This window comes from Catenulispora sp. EB89 (assembly GCF_041261445.1).
Lineage (GTDB): Bacteria > Actinomycetota > Actinomycetes > Streptomycetales > Catenulisporaceae > Catenulispora.
This window is the reverse complement of the sequence record NZ_JBGCCU010000040.1, coordinates 49,642-69,909: the sequence shown is the minus strand read 5'-3', so window position 1 is coordinate 69,909 and position 20,268 is coordinate 49,642. Positions and strand designations below refer to the sequence as shown.

Below are 20,268 nucleotides of genomic sequence, written 5' to 3'. Positions count from 1 at the left end.
GTTACCAGCGGTAGTGCGCGAACGCCTTGTTCGCGTCCGCCATCTTGTGCGTGTCCTCGCGGCGCTTGACGGAGGCGCCCAGACCGTTGGAGGCGTCCAGGAGCTCGTTCATCAGGCGCTCGGTCATGGTCTTCTCGCGGCGCTGCCGGGAGTAGCCCACCAGCCAGCGCAGGGCCAGCGTGGTGCTGCGGCCGGCGCGGACCTCGATCGGCACCTGGTAGGTCGCACCGCCGACGCGGCGGGACTTGACCTCCAGGGTCGGCTTCACGTTGTCCAGCGCGCGCTTGAGCGTGATCACCGGGTCGGTGCCGGTCTTCTCCCGGCAGCCCTCCAGGGCGCCGTAGACGATGCGCTCGGCGGTGGAGCGCTTGCCGTCCAGCAGGACCTTGTTCACCAGGGAGGTGACCAGCGGGGAGTTGTAGACCGGGTCGATGACGACCGGGTGCTTCGGGGCAGGACCCTTGCGAGGCATTAGCTCTTCTCCTTCTTGGCGCCGTAGCGGCTGCGGGCCTGCTTGCGGTTCTTGACGCCCTGGGTGTCGAGCGAGCCACGGACGATCTTGTACCGAACGCCCGGCAGGTCCTTCACACGGCCGCCGCGCACGAGCACGATCGAGTGCTCCTGCAGGTTGTGGCCGACGCCCGGGATGTACGCCGTGACCTCGATGCCGGAGGACAGCTTCACACGGGCCACCTTGCGCAGAGCCGAGTTCGGCTTCTTGGGCGTGGTGGTGTACACGCGGGTGCAGACGCCGCGGCGCTGCGGGGATCCCTTGAGCGCAGGAGTGTTGTTCTTCACAACCTTGTCCTGCCGGCCCTTGCGGACCAACTGCTGAATTGTAGGCACTAGGTGCTGGCCTTCCCTTTCCTTCTACGGCTCCGCGGGGGCGACCCCCGGGCGCGGAGTGCTACTACCTCTCGGTTTCGCGTCGAGTTCCTGCTGGTTCACCGGCCACGGCCCACCCTCGCCGACTCGCGGGCGTCCTGTCCGGGTATCACCCGGGACGTCCGGTCCACGAGGTCGGGCGTGTCGCGACCTACAGACCCCTGCCGTCTCGGACGACGGACCGCGCGGTGGACGCGAGCCCGCACCCGGATGGTGCGCAGGCAGGAGTAGCCGGGGGGACACCCCTGGCACGGCGACGAGCCTACCCAGGGCATGCCGGTGAGGTCAAAACGGAGGGAGGGACCTTAGCACCGGACTCCTCCGCCATCAAGGCGGCTGGTCCGTGCACCGGGCCCGCCACGGTCCGCCCCACTGGCGAACCCACTCATTCTCGCATGCCGGACAGCAGTCCGTGACCGTTTAACGAGGCGGGTGACGTCGGCCGACACAGAGGTCAACGGCAGGGGCACCGGAGGTATTCCCGCGCCACACCGGGCTCGGCCCGTCACGTGAACAACAGCGTCAGCACGCCTTTGATTCCGGCGTGCGCCACGAAGTAGTAGTGGAAGATCAGGTAGGCGAGGATCGCCAGATCCGCCAGTCCCAGCAGTCGGGCCAGATCCGCGAGCCCGGCTCCGGTCCGCGTGCCCTCGGCCGCCAGTATGCTCCGCTTCGCCCTGGCCCCCCAGCGCGCGGCGAACACCGCGGCCACGAGCGCGACGGCTATCGGCAGGTTGTAGAACGGCGTCCACGACGACCAGGCCAGCACCGCGGCGGCCATCGCGGCCACCGCCCGCAGCTCCAGCCGGGCGCCCTGGTCCGGTCCCCCGTACCCGCCGCCCTGCCTCGGCACAGGGCTCGGCGAGGGCCGGCTGCCGGCCGCGCTGTAGTTGGGACGCCCGACCTCGGGCTGGTCGTTCATCGGCCGTCCGCCTTTCGGGTCACTGGCGACATGTTCAGAGTACCCACGGGGAACCTGAACCACGTCTCATGCATCAAAGGTCTGTAACGTCCGCACAACCGGGGGACCCAACATGACCGCCCACGAGATCTTCCAGCAACGCTTCAACGCGCTCGATGTCACCACCCGGGCAGCGCTGGTGTTCCGCTACCGCGAAGGACTGCCCCTGGCACACGTCGCCCAACTGGTCGACCGGCCGGCCCGCAAGCTCGGGCCGCTGCTGGACCGGACGCTGGCAGAGCTGTGCGAAGCCGGTGCGCTTCCCGCGGCGGCCGAGCCGGCTGCGGCAGGTCCGGCCTCGGGAGATCCGGCGTCGGCAGGTCCGGCGTCGGCAGGTCCGACAGCGGATCCGGCACAGGCCCTGCGCGACGAACTCGACGCGCTGCGCGGCGATCCCGCGCTGTCGTCGTTCAGTCTGGTCTCCGCCGTCCGGGCCGAGCAGAACCGCCGGGGACTCCTGCGGGGCGGCGTCATGCGCCGCTTCGCCTAGAAACCCGAAGGGCGGCCGCTCCCCCACCGGGGAACGGCCGCCCAATCAGCGTGCTAGGGGATCAACCCCGACCTCAGCCGCTGTAGCCGCCGAAGTCGTACTCCTCCAGCGGGACCGCCTGGCCGGAGCCGCTGCCGAAGCTGTACGACGAGTAGTCGTCGTCGTAGCCCACCAGCGTGTACATCTGGGCCTTCGCCTCTTCGGTCGGCTCGACCTTGATGTTCCGGTAGCGCGGCATGCCGGTCCCGGCCGGGATCAGCTTGCCGATGATCACGTTCTCCTTCAGGCCCAGCAGCGAGTCGGACTTGCCGTTGATCGCCGCGTCCGTCAGGACCCGGGTGGTCTCCTGGAAGGAGGCCGCCGACAGCCACGAGTCCGTGGCCAGCGACGCCTTGGTGATACCCATCAGCTGCGGACGCCCGGAGGCGGCGTGCCCGCCCTCGGAGATCACCTTGCGGTTCTCGGTCTCGAAGCGGCTGAACTCGACCAGCTCGCCCGGGAGCAGCTCGGCGTCCCCGGCCTCGATGATCGTCACCCGGCGCAGCATCTGCCGGACGATGATCTCGATGTGCTTGTCGTGGATCGGCACACCCTGGCTGCGGTACACCTTCTGGACCTCGGCCACCAGGTGGATCTGCACCTGGCGCTGGCCCAGGATGCGCAGCACGTCGTGCGGGTTGATGGTGCCCTTGGTGAGCTCCTGCCCGACCTCGACGTGCTGGTCGTCGGAGACCAGCAGCATGGTGCGCTTGCTGACCGGGTAGGCGACCTCCTCCACCGACGGGTCGTCCGGGGTGATGACCAGCTTGCGGGTCTTGTCGGTGTCCTCGATCCGGACCCGGCCGGCCGCCTCGGCGATCGGCGCCACGCCCTTGGGCGTGCGGGCCTCGAACAGCTCGATGACACGCGGCAGACCCTGCGTGATGTCGTCGCCGGCCACACCGCCGGTGTGGAAGGTGCGCATGGTCAGCTGGGTGCCGGGCTCGCCGATCGACTGCGCGGCGATGATGCCCACCGCCTCGCCGACGTCCACCAGCTTGCCGGTGGCCAGCGACCGGCCGTAGCACATCGCGCAGGTGCCGACCTTGGACTGGCAGGTCAGGACCGAGCGGACCTTGACCTCGGCCACGCCGTTCTCGATCAGCTTGTCGATCGCCACGTCGCCGAGGTCCACGCCGGCGTCGAGGATCGTCTTCTTCTCGACGACGACCTTCTCCGCGGTGTTGCGCGCGTAGACCGAGTTCTCGACGTTCTCGTCCTTGATCAGACGACCCTCGGAGTTCTTGGCCGCGATCGGCATCATGATGCCGCGCTCGGTGCCGCAGTCCTCCTCACGGATGATCACGTCCTGCGAGACGTCCACCAGACGCCGGGTGAGGTACCCGGAGTCCGCGGTGCGCAGCGCGGTGTCGGCCAGACCCTTGCGGGCGCCGTGCGTGGAGATGAAGTACTCGACGACCGACAGGCCCTCGCGGAAGGACGCCTTGATGGGACGCGGGATGGTCTCGTTCTTGGCGTTCGAGACCAGTCCGCGCATACCGGCGATCTGCCGCATCTGCATGAAGTTACCGCGCGCGCCGGAGTCGACCATCATGAAGATCGGGTTCGTCTTCGAGAAGTTCTCCTGCATCGCGTTGGCGACGTCGTTGGTGGCCTTGGTCCAGATGGAGATGAGCTCCTGGTTGCGCTCTTCCTTCGTGACCAGACCGCGCTCGTACTGCTTCTGGATCTTCGCGGCCTGGGCCTCGTAGCCCTCGAGGATCTCGCCCTTCTTCGGCGGGACCACGATGTCCTCGACGGACACCGTGACGCCGGAGCGGGTCGCCCAGTAGAAGCCCGCGGACTTCAGGTTGTCCAGGGTCGCCGCGACCGTCACCTTCGGGTAGCGCTCGGCCAGGTCGTTGACGATCGCCGAGAGCTGCTTCTTGGCCACTTCGCGGTTCTCGTACGGGTAGTCCAGCGGCAGCAGCTCGTTGAACAGCGCCCGGCCCAGCGAGGTCTTCAGGCGGAACGGCTGGCCGGTCTCCCAGCCCTCCGGAGCCACCCAGCCGCGCGGCGGCACCGCCTCGGAGATGCGCAGCTCGATCGGCGCCTGCAGGTCCAGCTCGCGGTTGTCGAAGGCCATCATGGCCTCCGAGATCGAGCCGAACGCCCGGCCCTCGCCCTTCATCCCGTCACGGTCCATCGTGAGGAAGAAGATGCCCAGGACCATGTCCTGCGTCGGCGAGGTGATCGGCCGGCCGTGCGCCGGGGACAGGATGTTGTTCGAGGACAGCATCAGGATGCGGGCCTCGGCCTGCGCCTCGGCGGACAGCGGCAGGTGCACCGCCATCTGGTCGCCGTCGAAGTCCGCGTTGAACGCGGTGCACACCAGCGGGTGGATCTGGATCGCCTTGCCCTCGACCAGCTGCGGCTCGAAGGCCTGGATGCCCAGGCGGTGCAGCGTGGGGGCGCGGTTGAGCAGCACCGGGTGCTCCCCGATGACCTCTTCCAGCACGTCCCACACGACCGGCCGCGCGCGCTCCACCATCCGCTTGGCGGACTTGATGTTCTGCGCGTGGTTCAGGTCCACCAGCCGCTTCATCACGAAGGGCTTGAACAGCTCCAGCGCCATCTGCTTGGGCAGACCGCACTGGTGCAGCTTGAGCTGCGGGCCGACGACGATGACCGAACGGGCAGAGTAGTCGACGCGCTTGCCCAGCAGGTTCTGGCGGAACCGGCCCTGCTTGCCCTTGAGCATGTCGCTCAGGGACTTCAGCGGACGGTTGCCCGGTCCGGTGACCGGACGGCCGCGGCGGCCGTTGTCGAACAGCGAGTCCACGGCCTCCTGCAGCATCCGCTTCTCGTTGTTGACGATGATCTCCGGCGCGCCCAGGTCCAGCAGCCGCTTGAGGCGGTTGTTCCGGTTGATCACGCGGCGGTACAGGTCGTTCAGGTCGGAGGTCGCGAAGCGGCCACCGTCCAGCTGCACCATCGGACGCAGGTCCGGCGGGATCACGGGCACGCAGTCCAGCACCATGCCGGACGGCGAGTTGTTGGTCGAGCGGAAGGCCTCGACGACCTTCAGGCGCTTGAGGGCACGGGTCTTCTTCTGGCCCTTGCCGTTGCGGATGGTGTCGCGCAGCGACTCCGCCTCGGCGTCCAGGTCGAAGGTCTCCAGCCGGCGCTGCAGCGCGGCAGCACCCATCGACCCGGAGAAGTACGTGCCGTAGCGGTCACGCATCTCCCGGTACAGGATCTCGTCGCCCTCCAGGTCCTGGACCTTCAGCGACTTGAACCGGCTCCAGACCTCGTCGAGCCGGTCGATCTCGCGCTGCGCGCGGTCGCGCAGCTGCTTCATCTCCCGCTCGCCGCCCTCGCGCACCTTGCGGCGCTGGTCGGCCTTGGCACCCTCGGCCTCCAGGGCCGCCAGGTCCTCCTCGAGCTTCTTCTGCCGGGCCTCGACGTCGGCGTCGCGCCGGTTCTCGACCTGCTGGCGCTCCACGGAGACCTTGGCCTCCAGCGAGGGCAGGTCCCGGGTGCGGCGCTCGTCGTCGACCTCGGTGATCATGTAGGCGGCGAAGTAGATGACCTTCTCCAGGTCCTTCGGCGCCAGGTCCAGCAGGTAGCCCAGCCGGGACGGCACACCCTTGAAGTACCAGATGTGCGTCACCGGGGCGGCGAGCTCGATGTGGCCCATCCGCTCACGGCGCACCTTGGCCCGGGTGACCTCGACCCCGCAGCGCTCGCAGATGATGCCCTTGAAGCGCACCCGCTTGTACTTGCCGCAGTAGCACTCCCAGTCCCGGGTGGGGCCGAAGATCTTCTCGCAGAAGAGTCCGTCCTTCTCCGGCTTCAGGGTGCGGTAGTTGATGGTCTCCGGCTTCTTCACCTCGCCGTAGGACCAGGTGCGGATGTCGTCGGCAGTCGCCAGACCGATACGGAGCTCGTCGAAGAAATTGACGTCAAGCATGTGGTTTCTATCCTCCTCGATGACTCGTTCGATCAGACCTCTTCGACACTGGACGGCTCACGCCGGCTCAGGTCGATGCCGAGTTCCTCGGCCGCTCGGAACACGTCCTCGTCGGTGTCGCGGAGCTCGATCATGGTGCCGTCCTTGCTGAGCACCTCGACGTTGAGGCACAGCGACTGCATTTCCTTGATCAACACCTTGAAGGACTCCGGGATGCCGGGCTCGGGGATGTTGTCGCCCTTGACGATGGCCTCGTAGACCTTCACGCGGCCGAGCACGTCGTCGGACTTGATGGTGAGCAGTTCCTGCAGCGCGTAGGCGGCGCCGTAGGCCTCCAGGGCCCACACCTCCATCTCGCCGAACCGCTGGCCGCCGAACTGGGCCTTACCGCCCAGCGGCTGCTGCGTGATCATCGAGTAGGGGCCGGTGCTGCGCGCGTGCAGCTTGTCGTCGACCAGGTGGTGCAGCTTCAGGATGTACATGTAGCCGACCGAGATCGGGTACGGGAACGGCTCGCCGGAGCGGCCGTCGAACATCCGGGCCTTGCCGGTGCTGTCGACCAGCCGGACGCCGTCCCGGGTCTTCAGGGTGTTCCCCAGCAGACCGGTGATCTCGTCCTCGCGGGCGCCGTCGAAGACCGGGGTGGCGACCTTGGTCTTCGCCTCGGCCTTGTCCGCGCCGATCGAGCGCAGCCGCTCCTGCCACTCGCCCTCGCCGTCGCCGATGTCCCAGCCGGTGGCGGCGATCCACCCGAGGTGGGTCTCCAGCACCTGGCCCGGGTTCATCCGGGAGGGCACACCGAGCGGGTTCAACACGATGTCGACCGGGGTGCCGTCCTCCAGGAACGGCATGTCCTCGACCGGGAGGATCTTGGCGATGACGCCCTTGTTGCCGTGCCGGCCGGCCAGCTTGTCGCCGTGGGTGATCTTGCGCTTCTGCGCCACGTACACCCGGACCAGCTGGTTGACGCCCGGCGGCAGCTCGTCGCCGCTGTCGCGGTCGAAGATCCGGACGCCGATGATCTTGCCCTGCTCGCCGTGCGGCACCTTCAGCGAGGTGTCGCGGACTTCGCGGGCCTTCTCACCGAAGATCGCGCGCAGCAGCCGCTCCTCCGGGGTGAGCTCGGTCTCGCCCTTGGGCGTGACCTTGCCGACCAGGATGTCGCCGGGGACGACGTCCGCGCCGATCCGGATGATGCCGCGCTCGTCGAGGTCGGCCAGGACCTCCTCGGAGACGTTCGGGATGTCCCGGGTGATCTCCTCCGGGCCCAGCTTGGTGTCCCGGGCGTCGACCTCGTGCTCCTCGATGTGGATCGAGGACAGGACGTCGTCCTGCACGAGGCGCTGCGACAGGATGATCGCGTCCTCGTAGTTGTGGCCCTCCCACGGCATGAACGCCACGAGCAGGTTCTTGCCCAGGGCCATCTCGCCGTCCTGGGTGCACGGGCCGTCGGCCAGCACCGAGCCGACCTCGACCCGCTCGCCCTCGGCCACGACCACCTTCTGGTTGAAGGAGGTGCCCTGGTTGGAGCGGCGGAACTTGGCGATCCGGTAGACGCTGGTGGTGGCGTCGTCGTTGGCCACGGTGACCAGGTCGGCGGACACCTCGGTGACCACGCCGCCCTTGTCGGCGGTGACCACGTCGGCGGCGTCGACCGCGCAGCGGAACTCCATGCCGGTGCCGACGTACGGCGAGTCCGACTGCAGCAGCGGCACGGCCTGGCGCATCATGTTCGCGCCCATCAGGGCGCGGTTGGCGTCGTCGTGCTCCAGGAACGGGATCATGGCCGTGGCCACCGACACCATCTGGCGCGGCGAGACGTCCATGTAGTCGATGTCGGCCGGAGCCATCATCTCGATCTCGCCGCCCTTGCGGCGGCACAGCACGCGCTCGTCGGTGTAGGAGCCGTCGTCCCGGACCGGGGCGTTGGCCTGGGCCACGACGTACCGGTCCTCCTCGTCCGCGGTCAGGTAGTCGATGTGGTCGGTGACCTTGCCGTCGACGACCTTGCGGTACGGGGTCTCGATGAAGCCGAAGGCGTTGATCCGGCCGTAGGAGGCCAGCGAGCCGATCAGGCCGATGTTCGGGCCTTCCGGGGTCTCGATCGGGCACATCCGGCCGTAGTGCGAGGGGTGCACGTCGCGGACCTCGAAGCCGGCCCGCTCGCGGGACAGACCGCCGGGGCCCAGCGCGTTCAGGCGGCGCTTGTGGGTCAGGCCGGACAGCGGGTTGGTCTGGTCCATGAACTGCGAGAGCTGGCTGGTGCCGAAGAACTCCTTGATGGAGGCGACGACCGGCCGGATGTTGATCAGCGTCTGCGGCGTGATGGCCTCGACGTCCTGCGTGGTCATGCGCTCGCGGACGACGCGCTCCATGCGGGCCAGGCCGGTGCGGACCTGGTTCTGGATCAGCTCGCCGACGCTGCGCAGGCGGCGGTTGCCGAAGTGGTCGATGTCGTCCTCTTCGACGACGACCATCGGCGCGCCCTCGACCTGCGGGTCCATCTCGGTCTCGCCGGCGTGCAGCTTCACCAGGAACTTGATCGCGTTGACGATGTCGTCCTCGGTGAGCACCGTGTTGTCGATGCCGCTGGCCTGCCCCAGCTTCTTGTCGATCTTGTAGCGGCCGACCTTGGCCAGGTCGTAGCGCTTGGGGTTGAAGTACAGGTTGTCCAGCAGGGTCTGGGCGGCCTCGCGCGTCGGCGGCTCGCCCGGACGCAGCTTGCGGTAGATGTCCAGAAGCGCCTCGTCCTGGCCGGCGGTGTGGTCCTTCTCCAGCGTCTGGCGCATGGACTCGTACTCGCCGAACTCCTCCAGGATCCGGGCGTCGTCCCAGCCCAGGGCCTTCAGGAGCACGGTGACGTGCTGCTTGCGCTTACGGTCGACGCGCACGCCCACCATGTCGCGCTTGTCGATCTCGAACTCCAGCCAGGCGCCGCGGCTCGGGATGATCTTCGCGTTGAAGACGTCCTTGTCGGAGGTCTTGTCGATGTCCTGCGAGAAGTACAGACCCGGGGAGCGCACCAGCTGGGTCACCACGACACGCTCGGTGCCGTTGATGATGAAGGTGCCCTTGTTCGTCATGAGCGGGAAGTCGCCCATGAAGACGGTCTGGCTCTTGATCTCGCCGGTCTCGTTGTTCGTGAACTCGGCGGTCACGAACAGCGGGGCGGCGTAGGTGAAGTCGCGGTCCTTGCACTCGTCGATGGAGTACTTCGCGGGCTCGAAGCGGTGGTCGCGGAACGTCAGCGACATGGTGCCCTGGAAGTCCTCGATCGGGGAGATCTCCTCGAAGATCTCCTCCAGACCGGAGGTGGTGGGCACGTCGAGGCCTGCGGCCTGCTGCTCGGAAACGCGGCCCTTCCAGGTGGCGTTGCCGACGAGCCAGTCGAAGGACTCCGTCTGCAGCGCGAGCAGGTTCGGAACCTCGAGCGGCTCTTTGATCTTCGCGAAGGAGATGCGGCGGGCGGCGTTCTTGGTGATGTTCTGGGCGGTGCGCGAGGCGGCCAAGAGGGGTCCTTCCGGGGCTCGGACTGGACTGGCTGTCCTTAGCGCTACCAGGCGGACCTGTATCCCTACCCGGCGACGGATTCAGCGAAACCCCTGGTCGGCGGCGGTGTTGGAGGCACCGGTGCCGGGTGGTCGACAAGGGGTTCGCGAGGCCGTTGACGGAACGAGGCATGCAGAAAGGCAGCGCAAACGAACAGTGTAGCCATGTTGGCCACGCCTGTCCAGCCCGTGCCTTAATAGGCCTGACGCGGGTCGGTCGCCGCCGCTGAGCGGGGCCCCGACGCGTCGGGCAACAGACGGACAGACTAGCCGGATCGACCGACAGTTGTCGCCGCCGACACGGGCGGCAGGTCCGTCCTTCGCACCTTTTTTCTTCCCCGGCCTTCGCCTCGCGCTGCCTCGGTCCCGGGGGTCCTGCTGTATATCGCTGACGTACCGCAGAATCCCGCGTAGCTGGGCCGACGTCAAGAGGCGTGCGGGGATCTCTCTCCTGGCAAGCCCGCCGCGCACGGCGATCACACTGGTCACGCCGAACGCGAAGGACCCCCGGGGACAACCCCGGGGGTCCTTCGAATGGCTCGCGCCGCGAAGAGGAACTACTTCACGGTGACGCCGGCGCCGGCCTCTTCCAGGGAAGCCTTGGCCTTCTCGGCGGCCTCCTTGGTCGCCTTCTCCAGGACCGGCTTCGGCGCACCGTCGACCAGGTCCTTGGCCTCCTTGAGGCCCAGCGAGGTCAGCTCGCGCACGACCTTGATGACCTGGATCTTCTTGTCGCCGGCCGACTCCAGGATGACGTCGAACTCGTCCTGCTCGACAGCGGCCTCGGCGGCGGCCGCGGCCGGGCCCGCGACGGCGACGGCGGCCGGGGCGGCAGCCTTGACGTCGAAGGTGTCCTCGAACAGCTTCACGAACTCAGAGAGCTCGATCAGGGTCATTTCCTTGAAAGCCTCGAGCAGCTCGTCGTTGCTGAGCTTCGCCATGATAGGCGTCCTTTCTCTAAGTGAGTTCTAGCTCGGTTGTGCCGGGTGCCTATCAGGCGTCGGCGGACTTCTTGGCCGACAGCGCGTCCACGGTACGGACGGCCTTGGCCAAAGGAGCCTGGAAGAGCGCCGCCGCGTTCGCGAGGGACGCCTTCATCGCGCCGGCCGCCTTGGCCAGCAGAACCTCGCGGGACTCCAGATCCGCGAGCTTGGCGATCTCGGCCGGGGTGAGGGTCTTGCCCTCCATCACCCCGCCCTTGATCACCAGAAGGGGGTTCGCCTTGGCGAAGTCACGAAGACCCTTGGCCGCCTCGACCGGGTCGCCCTTGATGAAGGCGATAGCCGAAGGACCCTTCAGCGCCGACTCGTCCAGACCCTCAATACCGGCCTCGCGAGCAGCGACCTTGGTCAGCGTGTTCTTCACCACGGCGTAGTCCGTGGTCGCACCGAGCGCGCGCCGAAGCTCCTTCAGCTGCGCGACAGTGAGCCCGCGGTACTCGGTCAGCACGGCGGCGTTCGAGCCGCGGAAGTGATCCGCGATCTCGGCGACCGCAGCCGCCTTGTCAGGCCTCGCCATACGGGCCTCCTTCCGGGGTGTCAGAGCCGACGATGAGCCACCAGACACGAAAAAACGCCCGGCGCGTCAGCGCGGGCGTCACAGGTAAGAAGGCCGGTCCCAGAAGGACGAGCTACAACTGCTTCACTTATCGCGCCTCGGCGGGTCGCTCCGTGTGGAGGCCTTCGACTGATCCGGGCCGTTCGGCTCGGAGCAGCGACCAGCGGTCTTCGGCTGCGTCAAGATTAGCACGGGGTCGAGGGTGGTTTTGACCGGCTGCGCACACGGCCGCTCCTGGCCGGATCTGTTCGGTCGGCAGGGATCCCGCCGCCGATCCACTCGGCGGGCGCCGCAAGGCTCGCGCAGCGCCCCTCAGTGCTCCCTCAGCGCCCTGACCGCCCCGTGGGCCCGACGAGAACCGAACAGCGGCAACGAAAAGCCCCCGTCCTCACGGACGGGGGCTCCTCCTGGCCTCTGGCTGCCTGGCTGCCTCTAACTCACGCCTCGTCGTCAGCCACGACGTTGCGCACGCGGTTGGCGTCCACCTGGATGCCGGGGCCCATGGTGGTGGCGAACGTGATCTTCCTCAGGTAGCGGCCCTTGGCGGCGCTCGGCTTCACGCGGAGCACCTCCTCCAGGGCGGCGGCGTAGTTCTCGGCGAGCTGCTGCTCGGAGAAGGAGACCTTGCCGATGATGAAGTTCAGGTTCGAGTGGCGGTCGGCGCGGAACTCGATCTTGCCGCCCTTGATGTCGTTGACGGCCTTGGCCACGTCCGCGGTGACGGTGCCGGTCTTCGGGTTCGGCATCAGGGAGCGCGGGCCCAGGACCCGGCCCAGGCGGCCGACCTTGCCCATCAGGTCCGGGGTGGCCACGACCGCGTCGAAGTCCAGGCGGCCCTTGGCGACCTCGTCGATGAGCTCGTCGGAGCCCACGATGTCGGCGCCGGCCTCGCGGGCCTGCTCGGCCTTGTCGCCCTGGGCGAAGACCAGCACGCGGGCGGTCTTGCCGGTGCCGTGCGGGAGCACGACGGTGGAGCGGACCATCTGGTCGGCCTTGCGGGGGTCGATGCCCAGGCGCATCGAGACCTCGACGGAGCTGTCGAACTTGGTGACCGAGGTCTCCTTCGCCAGGCGGATGGCCGCCACCGGCGTGTACAGCTCGTCGGCGTCGATCTTCGCCGCGGCGTTGCGGTAGCCCTTGCTGCGCTTCATTGCTGCTCTCCTAGGGATGGTGAGGTGTGGTCTTCGCGAGCCGCGCGCGGCTCTGCCACTGGTTCCGGTGGTGCTGGTACTGCTGGTGTTCCGGCTCGGACAGCTCAGCTGTCGGAGACGATGACGCCCATGGAACGCGCGGTGCCGGCGATGATCTTCATCGCGGCCTCGACGTCGTTCGCGTTCAGGTCGGGCATCTTGGTCTCGGCGATCTCCCGGACCTGGGCCTGCGACAGGGTCGCGACCTTGTCCTTCTGCGGGACGCCCGAGCCCTTCTCGATGCCCGCGGCCTTCAGGATCAGCTTCGCCGCCGGCGGGGTCTTCGTGATGAAGGTGAAGGAGCGGTCCTCGAACACCGAGATCTCGACCGGGACGACCTGGCCGCGCTGCGACTCGGTGGCCGCGTTGTACTGCTTGCAGAACTCCATGATGTTCACGCCGTGCTGACCCAGAGCCGGGCCGACGGGCGGGGCCGGGTTCGCCATACCGGCCTTGATCTGCAGCTTGATGACCGCGGTGAGCTTCTTCTTGGGAGGCATTCCCGTACTCGTTTCTGTAGACGTCGCCGATAACCCCTACCAAGGGCACGGCGGAGGGACGTCGCCATAAGGCAACAGCAGCCAAGCCTACCGGACCGGCTGCCGTGCCCCGGACGCCGCGAGGCCCCCGCACCGGTCAGGACCGGTACGGAGGCCTCATGCACAACATCGCTCCCAGGAGCGTTGTTCCTCACGGCTCACGACATCCGTTACGTCGTTACATCGCTATGTCGCTAAGCCGATACAGCGTTGCCTACGGCCGAACCACGGCCGAATCACGGCCGAGCTACGGCCGAACCGGCTTGGCCAGACCATGAGCCCCGCTCGGCAGCGCCGAAGCCAGGTCCGCGGCCGCACGCGCCGCCGAGACCCCCGACCCCGCGACCCCCGAGCCGGACCCCGCGGCGGCCACCTTGTTCCCGCCGCCGTCGATCACGCCCAGCGGACCGGCGATCGCCTTCGCCAGCTCCTTGTCGACCCCGGTCGGCACCGCCACCGGCCCGCCGAACACGAAGCCGCCGGACAGTTCCCCGCGGTTCGCGTCCAGCAGCGCGGTGTCCTGCCCGGACAGCCCCGTGGCCGGGTTCACCAGCAGCAGCGGGCCGCCCATGCTGCCCATCGCGGCCCCGCCGGACAGCGCGTCCGGCCACGCCGAGCCGGTGGCCACGCCAGCAGCGGTCATGTACGGGAAGAACGTGCTCGCCACCAAGTACGAGGTCTGGTACCGGTCGGCGCCGACCAGCTTCACCCGCCAGTACCCCAGGTGCTCGGAGTCGATCGCCGCCAGCGCCTGGCCGCCGACCGCGGTCAGCACGACGTCCGAGTTCGGCCCGAAGTCCGTCCCGAACCGGTGCAGGTACTGCGCCGTCTCGGCCGGCATCGTCTTGTCGTCGCTGAGCACCACGACCGCGCCGTAGTTGGCGCCGGCCGCCGCGCCCGCGGACAGCGCGTCGGCGAAGTCGTTGCCGGTGGCCACCAGGATCTGGCTGGGGTGCGCGGTGACCCGGTCGGCGATCTTCACCGCGGTGTCGTACCGGTCCGCCCCGGCGATCCGGACGACGGTGAACCCGAGCGCGTGCACCGAGTTCGCGACCGCCGGGGACAGCGCCTGGGTGCCGCCCAGCAGGTAGACCGTCGCGCCGGCCGGCAGGATCCGCTTGAGCTCGGCGGCGGCCTGCGGCGAGAGCGCCGTGCTGCCGGTCAGCAGCAGCGGGCCGTTCTGCCGCGCGGCCAGCGTCGAGCCGGCCAGCGCGTCGGCCGGCAGGTCGTCACGGGACAGCACGGCCACACTGGCCTGCGACCGCACCGAGTCCGAAGCGTCGCCGTTGTTCCGCCACTGCGACTGCGACACCGACTGCGCGGTCCCGAGCCGGTCCGAGCCGGCCAGCCGCAGCACCTGCTTGGTGTACTCGGTCCGGTACGCCAGGTGCTCGGTGCCGCTCAGCGCACCGGTGACGGCGAAGACGACCTCGGTGTTCACCGTGGCCTTCGGATCGGTGTTCAGCGCGACCGAGCGGACCTGGCTGGTGCCCTTGGCCGCGCCGGCCGAGACCGAGGTCTCGTCGAAGGCGATCCGCCTGCCGTCCGGGGAGAACACCGGGTTGGCGACCGTGATCGTCGGGGTGCTCGCGGATCCGGCGGGCACGAAGGTCTGCTGCACCGGGGTGGGCAGCCCGCCGGCCGGGACCGAGGTCGGCACCGTCCAGATCTGCGGCACCTTGTTCTTGTCGGCCTGCACGAACGCGACCGTCTTGCCGTCCGGCGACACGGTCGGCGCGACACCGGAGGACGCGACCTGGAAGGGGACGTAGTTCCCGGCGTTGCTGCGGATCCAGATCCCGTCGGAGGTGTTCGTCCCGCCGGAGACCGTGGCCCGGGCGAAGGCCAGCACGTCGCCGCCGTAGTCGGGGCTGGAGTCCGCGGTGCCGGCCGCGGCGACCTTCGGCAGCGGCCAGGACACCGGCAGACCGTTGTCGTTCGCCGCGCCGTTGGACCAGGTGGCCATCAGCTGGGTCGGGCCGGAGCTGCTGACCGTCGGGTCCCAGCCGGCGAAGACCAGCAGCTCGCCGCCGTAGGCCCAGACCGGCTGCGCGCCGGAGGCCGCGCCGTGCGCGACGATCTTCAGACCGGAGCCGTCGGCGTTCGCGGTGTAGATCTGGTTGTTGGCGGAGAAGGCGTACTTGCTGCCGTCGGGCGACCAGGAGACGTCGGTCCCGGCCCAGGGCACGGAGGAGGTCCCCCCGCCCACGGTCTCCAGGGAGCCGTCGGTGTGGCTGACGGTCAGCGGGCTGCTCGCCGGGACGCCGGCGACGGTGGCACCGGCCTGCGGTGCGACCGCCAGGCCGACCAGCGAGGCCGAGACGATCGCGGCCGCGGACAGCCGCCGGGACATGCGGAAAGCCATGAGATCCCCCCACGGAATCTTCAGGAAATGTTAAGGGCGCCCCAGGCTAGTGGGGCGCCCTTGTCAGCCGCCTGCGAAAGCAGCATGAAGACCGGTCATACCTTTGGGGGAGAAGCGGCTCAGCTGTTCTTCTGGATCTGGTTGAAGCTCAGCTCCACCGGGGTCTCCCGGCCGAAGATCTCCACCAGGCCCTTGACCTTCTGCGAGTCGGCGTTGATCTCGTTGATCGTGGCCTGCAGCGTGGCGAACGGGCCGTCGATGACGGTGACCGAGTCGCCCACCTCGAAGTCCAGCACCTTGACCTCGGCCGGCGCCTTCTGCTTGCCGCTGACCTCTTCCGGCTGCTCCTCGAGCAGGATCTTCACGACCTCGTCCAGGGTCAGCGGGTACGGCTCGTGGGCGTTGCCGACGAAGCCGGTGACGCCGGGGGTGTTGCGCACCACGCCCCAGGACTCGTTGGTCAGGTCCATGCGGACCAGCACGTAGCCGGGGAACTTGTTGCGCTTGACCCGCTTGCGCTGGCCGCCCTTGATCTCGACGACCTCCTCCATGGGCACCTCGACCTGGAAGATGAAGTCCTCCATGTTCAGGGTGGTCATGCGGGTCTCGAGGTTCTGCTTCACCCGGTTCTCGTAGCCGGCGTAGCTGTGGATCACGTACCACTCGCCGGGCGCGCGGCGCAGCGCCTCGCGGAACTCCTCGATGGCCTCCGGGCTGCCGGGCGCGGGCCCGCTGTCGGCCTCGGCCTCGGCACCCTCGGCGCCCTCGGCGCCCTCTTCGGTGCCGTCCTCGGGCGCACCTGCGGCGACCTCCGCCTCGACGGCCTCGTCGTCGTTCTCCACGAGAACAGTCGCTTCTTCGAGGTCCTCGTACGTCTCAGACACGGTCGCTCATACTTCCTTCGCTCGGGGTGGTGGGATCGGTACGACGCTCAGCCGAACACCCACATCACCAGTTTGCTGAACCCGTAGTCCAGCGTAGCCACGATCCCCACCATGATCGCGACGAACACGATGACCACGGTCGTGTAGGTGACCAGCTCGTTGCGGGTCGGCCACACCACCTTGCGCAGTTCGGCGATGACCTGTCGGTAGAACAGGCTGATCCGGCCCAGGGGCGACCGGCGGCGCTCGGGGCGGCGGTCACCGCCGCGCCCGCGGTCCGGCTTCGACATCGCGGAGGTCGAGCTCGTCTCGGTCACCTGGTCCTCATCACATTCGGTGAAAGTGGCAAGTTGGCGCGGCGGGTCTCGCCGCGAACACGCTTCGCGCCCAGGAGAGCCCGTTACCGGGCTTTCCTGGGCGCCTAAGCAGGGCCGGAGGGACTTGAACCCCCAACCCCCGGTTTTGGAGACCGGTGCTCTGCCAGTTGAGCTACGACCCTTTGCCTAAGCGTGCTCCACAAACCTACCTCGCCGAGGTGGGGAAGGGGAATCCGCCGATCGAGAGTGTACGGGACGCACGTCCCCGATTGCGAACGGGTTCGGAGCCGGCACGCATACCGGCCGTGTCGCGGGCGTCTCCTTTCGTGGAACGTCACCCCGAACGACCCCCCTGCGGTGGGACGATGGAAGGCATGACAGCCTCCGCAGCCAACACACCCTCCCCGTCCCGGCGCGTCTCCCAGCGCGTCGGCGCCATCGCCGAGTCCGCGACCCTGGCCGTGGACGCCAAGGCGAAGGCGCTCAAGGCGGCCGGCCGGCCGGTGGTCGGCTTCGGCGCCGGAGAGCCCGACTTCCCGACCCCGGCCTACATCGTCGAGGCGGCGCTGAAGGCGGCTCAGGACCCGAAGTACCACAAGTACACGCCGGCCGGCGGGCTGCCGGAGCTCAAGGAGGCGATCGCGCACAAGACGCTGCGCGACTCCGGCGTGTCGGTGTCGGCGAACCAGGTCCTGGTCACCAACGGCGGCAAGCAGGCCATCTACAACGCCTTCGCGACCCTGCTGGACCCCGGCGACGAGGTCATCGTCCCGGCCCCGTACTGGACCACCTACCCCGAGGCGATCCAGCTGGCCGGCGGCGTGCCGGTGGACGTGGTCACCGACGAGACCACCGGCTACCTGGCCTCGGTGGAGCAGCTGGAGGCGGCCCGGACCGAGCGCACCAAGGTCCTGCTGTTCGTGTCGCCGTCGAACCCGACCGGCGCGGTCTACAGCCCCGAGCAGGTCGAGGCGATCGGCCGCTGGGCCCTGGAGCACGGCCTGTGGGTCCTCACCGACGAGATCTACGAGCACCTGGTCTACGGCGACGCGCGCTTCACCTCCATCCTGAAGGCGGTGCCGGAGCTCGCCGAGCAGACCGTGATCGTCAACGGCGTGGCCAAGACCTACGCGATGACCGGCTGGCGGGTCGGGTGGCTGATCGGCCCGGCCGACGTGGTCAAGGCCGCCACCAACCTGCAGTCGCACGCCACCTCCAACGTCTCCAACGTCGCGCAGGTCGCCGCGCTGGCCGCGGTGTCCGGCGACCTGGCCGCGGTGAACGAGATGAAGCTGGCCTTCGACCGCCGCCGGCAGACCATGGTGCGGATGCTGAACGAGATCCCCGGCGTGCTGTGCCCGGAGCCGAAGGGCGCGTTCTACGTGTACCCCTCGGTGAAGGCGCTGCTGGGCAAGGAGATCCGGGGGCAGCACCCGGCCAGCTCGGCCGAGCTGGCCTCGCTGATCCTGGACGAGGCCGAGGTCGCCGTGGTGCCCGGCGAGGCCTTCGGGACCCCGGGCTACCTGCGGCTGTCCTACGCGCTGAGCGACGCGGACCTGGTCGAGGGCGTGTCGCGGCTGCAGAAGCTGCTCGGCGAGGCGCGCTGAGCCAGAACCACCTGCGGAAGGGCCCCGGCGTCGCGCCGGGGCCCTTCCGCGCGATCGCGGCCCGGACGGTCCGGCGGTCCCACGATTTCGCCGTGAGAGCGCTGATAATGGCCGGATGGAGAAATCGGATCTCACGGACTTCTCCTCCACAACCGAGCATTCCGACTCCGGCTCGGGCTCCGCGCACCGCCGGCGGCTGACGCACCGCGTCGCGTCGTTCGTCCGGAAGCCGTACTGGGACCCGCCGGATCCGTCCTGGGTCGTACGCCGCTGGCCGGACCTGACCGGCTACTGCTTCGCGACGCTCTTCTTCTGGCTGTCGCTGACCCCCTCGCTGCTCCCCCGGCCGTGGATCATGCAGGGGCTGCTCGGCGGCATCACCGGTATCGCCGGCTACGGCGTCGGTTCGTTGCTCAGCACCCTGGTCCGGTCGGTGGCGCGGCGCCGCGGCCGAACCTTGGGCGAGCACCTGCGGAAGCGCTCCTGGCAGTTCATCCCGGTGGTGCTGCTCGTGGTGAGCGTGTCCGTGGTGGTCTGGGGCGCCCGGGCGCAGCGCGAACTGCAGCTGCTGATGGGCCAGAACCAGTCCTCGACCTGGAACGCCGGGATCATCATCGGGCTGTCGCTGGGGACGTTCCTGTTCCTGCTGGTCCTGTGCCGGGCCGTCCGGCTGCTCGCGCGCAAGCTCGTGGCCTGGTTCGGGCGGCTGGTGCCCTGGCCGCTGGCCTACGCCGCCGGGCTGATGGTGTGCACGACGCTGGTCGTGGTCGGCACCAAGAACGTGCTCTGGGACCGCGGCTTCATCGGGTTCATGGACCACGTCTCGCGGCAGGCCAACGACGGCACGGAGCCGGGCATCCACCGGCCGTCCTCCCCGGAGGTGGCCGGCAGCCCGCCGTCGCTGGTGAGCTGGTCGAGCCTGGGCACCAAGGGCCGCACCTTCGTGGCCACCGCCCCGACCACGCAGGAGCTCGCGGCGTTCTCCGGGCAGCCCGCGCTCCCGCCGATCCGGGTCTACGTCGGCGAGCAGGTGGAGTCCGCGGACTTCACCGGCGCCGCGACCCTGGCGCTGCACGAGATGGACCGGACCGGCGCGTGGAACCGCAAGGTGATCAACCTGGTCGGCACCACCGGCAGCGGCTGGGTGGACCGGAACATCCCGACCCCGCTGGAGTACATGTACGACGGCGACACCGCGACTGTGGCACTTCAGTACTCGTACCTGCCGAGCTGGATCTCGTTCCTGGTCGACCAGGAGCGCGCCGGGCACGCGGCCCGCGCGCTGTACCAGGCGGTCCACACCCGGCTGCTCGCGATCCCGGCGGACCGCCGCCCCAAGCTGGTCCTCTCCGGCGAGTCCCTGGGCTCCTACGCCCTGGACTCGGTCTTCACCACCCCGCAGGCCCTGATCGACGGCGCGGACGGCGTCCTGTTCGAGGGCCCGCCGCAGGCCAGCCGGATCTGGCAGCAGATCACCGCGCACCGCGACCCGGGCTCGCCGGTCTGGCAGCCGGTGTATCAGGGGGCGAAGAACATCCGCTTCGGCCAGTGGCCCGCGGTGGACCTGCGCTTCCCCTGGGGCGCGCCCTGGGGCCACCCGCGCGTGGTGTACCTGCAGAACGCCTCGGACCCGGTGGTGTGGTGGACCCCGGACCTGCTGTTCGACAAGCCCGGCTGGGCCTCCCCGCCCCTGGGCCCGGACATCACACCGCAGCTGCGCTACTACCCGATCGTCTCCTTCTGGCAGACCACGGTGGACCTGGCGGTCTCCTTCGGCATGCCGACGCCGCACGGCCACAGCTACGGCACCGGCGCCTGCGACGGCTGGGCCGCCGTGCTGCCGCCGCCGGGCTGGAGCGCGGGGCGGACCGAGGATCTGGAGAACGTGATGGCCGCGATCAACCGGAGGTGGAGTTGAAGCCGGCCGAGGAGCCGCGACCGGCGACGGGGCAGGCGCCGACACCGACACGAAC

At 68.9% G+C, this 20,268-nt stretch carries 15 protein-coding genes and 1 tRNA gene; 3 read left to right on the top strand and 13 right to left on the bottom strand.

What is annotated here, in order from left to right:
• Window position 1 precedes the first annotated feature (1 nt).
• The 3 genes from rpsG to ABH920_RS46775 form a co-directional block, all read right to left on the bottom strand.
• Entirely contained in the window at window positions 2-472 is a 471-nt protein-coding gene (gene rpsG, locus ABH920_RS46785) for a 30S ribosomal protein S7 (protein ID WP_012785149.1), read from the bottom strand.
• Entirely contained in the window at window positions 472-846 is a 375-nt protein-coding gene (rpsL, locus tag ABH920_RS46780) for a 30S ribosomal protein S12 (RefSeq protein ID WP_194896225.1), read from the bottom strand. The genes rpsG and rpsL overlap by 1 nt, the downstream gene beginning before the upstream one ends.
• Window positions 847-1,390: 544 nt before the next feature.
• Window positions 1,391-1,807: a hypothetical protein gene (locus ABH920_RS46775; protein WP_370355834.1), complete on the bottom strand. Its 417-nt coding sequence runs from the start codon at window positions 1,805-1,807 to the stop codon at window positions 1,391-1,393.
• A gap of 112 nt (window positions 1,808-1,919) precedes the next feature.
• Between ABH920_RS46775 and ABH920_RS46770 the strand changes: the two genes are divergently transcribed.
• Window positions 1,920-2,336, top strand: coding sequence for a hypothetical protein (locus ABH920_RS46770; protein WP_370355833.1), 417 nt, complete (start codon window positions 1,920-1,922; stop codon window positions 2,334-2,336).
• A 73-nt stretch (window positions 2,337-2,409) separates the two neighbouring features.
• On the opposite strand, the gene ABH920_RS46765 is transcribed toward ABH920_RS46770, so the two are convergent.
• From ABH920_RS46765 to ABH920_RS46720, 10 genes are all read right to left on the bottom strand, one after another.
• Window positions 2,410-6,288, bottom strand: a complete 3,879-nt coding sequence (locus ABH920_RS46765) for a DNA-directed RNA polymerase subunit beta' (RefSeq protein WP_370355832.1) — start codon at window positions 6,286-6,288, stop codon at window positions 2,410-2,412.
• A gap of 32 nt (window positions 6,289-6,320) precedes the next feature.
• A complete protein-coding gene (gene rpoB, locus ABH920_RS46760) occupies window positions 6,321-9,797 on the bottom strand; it encodes a DNA-directed RNA polymerase subunit beta (RefSeq protein ID WP_370355831.1) in 3,477 nt (1,158 codons plus the stop codon).
• A gap of 596 nt (window positions 9,798-10,393) precedes the next feature.
• Entirely contained in the window at window positions 10,394-10,777 is a 384-nt protein-coding gene (gene rplL, locus ABH920_RS46755) for a 50S ribosomal protein L7/L12 (RefSeq protein ID WP_370355830.1), read from the bottom strand.
• A gap of 52 nt (window positions 10,778-10,829) precedes the next feature.
• Window positions 10,830-11,354 (bottom strand): 50S ribosomal protein L10, encoded by a 525-nt coding sequence (rplJ, locus tag ABH920_RS46750; protein ID WP_370355829.1) that lies wholly within the window; start codon window positions 11,352-11,354, stop codon window positions 10,830-10,832.
• 476 nt (window positions 11,355-11,830) lie between these two features.
• On the bottom strand, window positions 11,831-12,544 hold the full coding sequence (gene rplA, locus ABH920_RS46745) for a 50S ribosomal protein L1 (RefSeq protein ID WP_370355828.1): 714 nt from the start codon (window positions 12,542-12,544) through the stop codon (window positions 11,831-11,833).
• 104 nt (window positions 12,545-12,648) lie between these two features.
• Complete coding sequence (gene rplK / locus ABH920_RS46740) at window positions 12,649-13,083, bottom strand: 50S ribosomal protein L11 (RefSeq protein ID WP_370355827.1); 435 nt, start codon at window positions 13,081-13,083, stop codon at window positions 12,649-12,651.
• A 286-nt stretch (window positions 13,084-13,369) separates the two neighbouring features.
• Window positions 13,370-15,487 carry a cell wall-binding repeat-containing protein gene (locus tag ABH920_RS46735; RefSeq protein ID WP_370355826.1) on the bottom strand — a complete coding sequence of 706 codons (2,118 nt, stop codon included), beginning with the start codon at window positions 15,485-15,487 and terminating at the stop codon, window positions 13,370-13,372.
• Between the two features lie 119 nt (window positions 15,488-15,606).
• Window positions 15,607-16,371 (bottom strand): transcription termination/antitermination protein NusG, encoded by a 765-nt coding sequence (gene nusG, locus ABH920_RS46730; RefSeq protein ID WP_370355825.1) that lies wholly within the window; start codon window positions 16,369-16,371, stop codon window positions 15,607-15,609.
• A gap of 47 nt (window positions 16,372-16,418) precedes the next feature.
• Window positions 16,419-16,688, bottom strand: a complete 270-nt coding sequence (secE, locus tag ABH920_RS46725) for a preprotein translocase subunit SecE (protein WP_370355824.1) — start codon at window positions 16,686-16,688, stop codon at window positions 16,419-16,421.
• Between the two features lie 109 nt (window positions 16,689-16,797).
• A tRNA-Trp gene (locus tag ABH920_RS46720) sits at window positions 16,798-16,870 on the bottom strand.
• Between the two features lie 192 nt (window positions 16,871-17,062).
• Between ABH920_RS46720 and ABH920_RS46715 the strand changes: the two genes are divergently transcribed.
• Window positions 17,063-18,295: a pyridoxal phosphate-dependent aminotransferase gene (locus ABH920_RS46715; protein WP_370355823.1), complete on the top strand. Its 1,233-nt coding sequence runs from the start codon at window positions 17,063-17,065 to the stop codon at window positions 18,293-18,295.
• A gap of 115 nt (window positions 18,296-18,410) precedes the next feature.
• A complete protein-coding gene (locus tag ABH920_RS46710) occupies window positions 18,411-20,213 on the top strand; it encodes an alpha/beta hydrolase (RefSeq protein ID WP_370355822.1) in 1,803 nt (600 codons plus the stop codon).
• The last annotated feature ends 55 nt before the right edge of the window (window positions 20,214-20,268 follow it).

Coding starts and splice junctions, on each gene's coding strand:
- ABH920_RS46765 (WP_370355832.1), bottom strand. CDS start 6,288: ATGCTTGACGTCAATTTCTTCGACGAGCTCCGTATCGGTCTGGCGACT.
- rpsG (WP_012785149.1), bottom strand. CDS start 472: ATGCCTCGCAAGGGTCCTGCCCCGAAGCACCCGGTCGTCATCGACCCG.
- ABH920_RS46735 (WP_370355826.1), bottom strand. CDS start 15,487: ATGGCTTTCCGCATGTCCCGGCGGCTGTCCGCGGCCGCGATCGTCTCG.
- ABH920_RS46710 (WP_370355822.1), top strand. CDS start 18,411: ATGGAGAAATCGGATCTCACGGACTTCTCCTCCACAACCGAGCATTCC.
- rplL (WP_370355830.1), bottom strand. CDS start 10,777: ATGGCGAAGCTCAGCAACGACGAGCTGCTCGAGGCTTTCAAGGAAATG.
- ABH920_RS46715 (WP_370355823.1), top strand. CDS start 17,063: ATGACAGCCTCCGCAGCCAACACACCCTCCCCGTCCCGGCGCGTCTCC.
- ABH920_RS46775 (WP_370355834.1), bottom strand. CDS start 1,807: ATGAACGACCAGCCCGAGGTCGGGCGTCCCAACTACAGCGCGGCCGGC.
- rplK (WP_370355827.1), bottom strand. CDS start 13,083: ATGCCTCCCAAGAAGAAGCTCACCGCGGTCATCAAGCTGCAGATCAAG.
- rplA (WP_370355828.1), bottom strand. CDS start 12,544: ATGAAGCGCAGCAAGGGCTACCGCAACGCCGCGGCGAAGATCGACGCC.
- rplJ (WP_370355829.1), bottom strand. CDS start 11,354: ATGGCGAGGCCTGACAAGGCGGCTGCGGTCGCCGAGATCGCGGATCAC.
- ABH920_RS46770 (WP_370355833.1), top strand. CDS start 1,920: ATGACCGCCCACGAGATCTTCCAGCAACGCTTCAACGCGCTCGATGTC.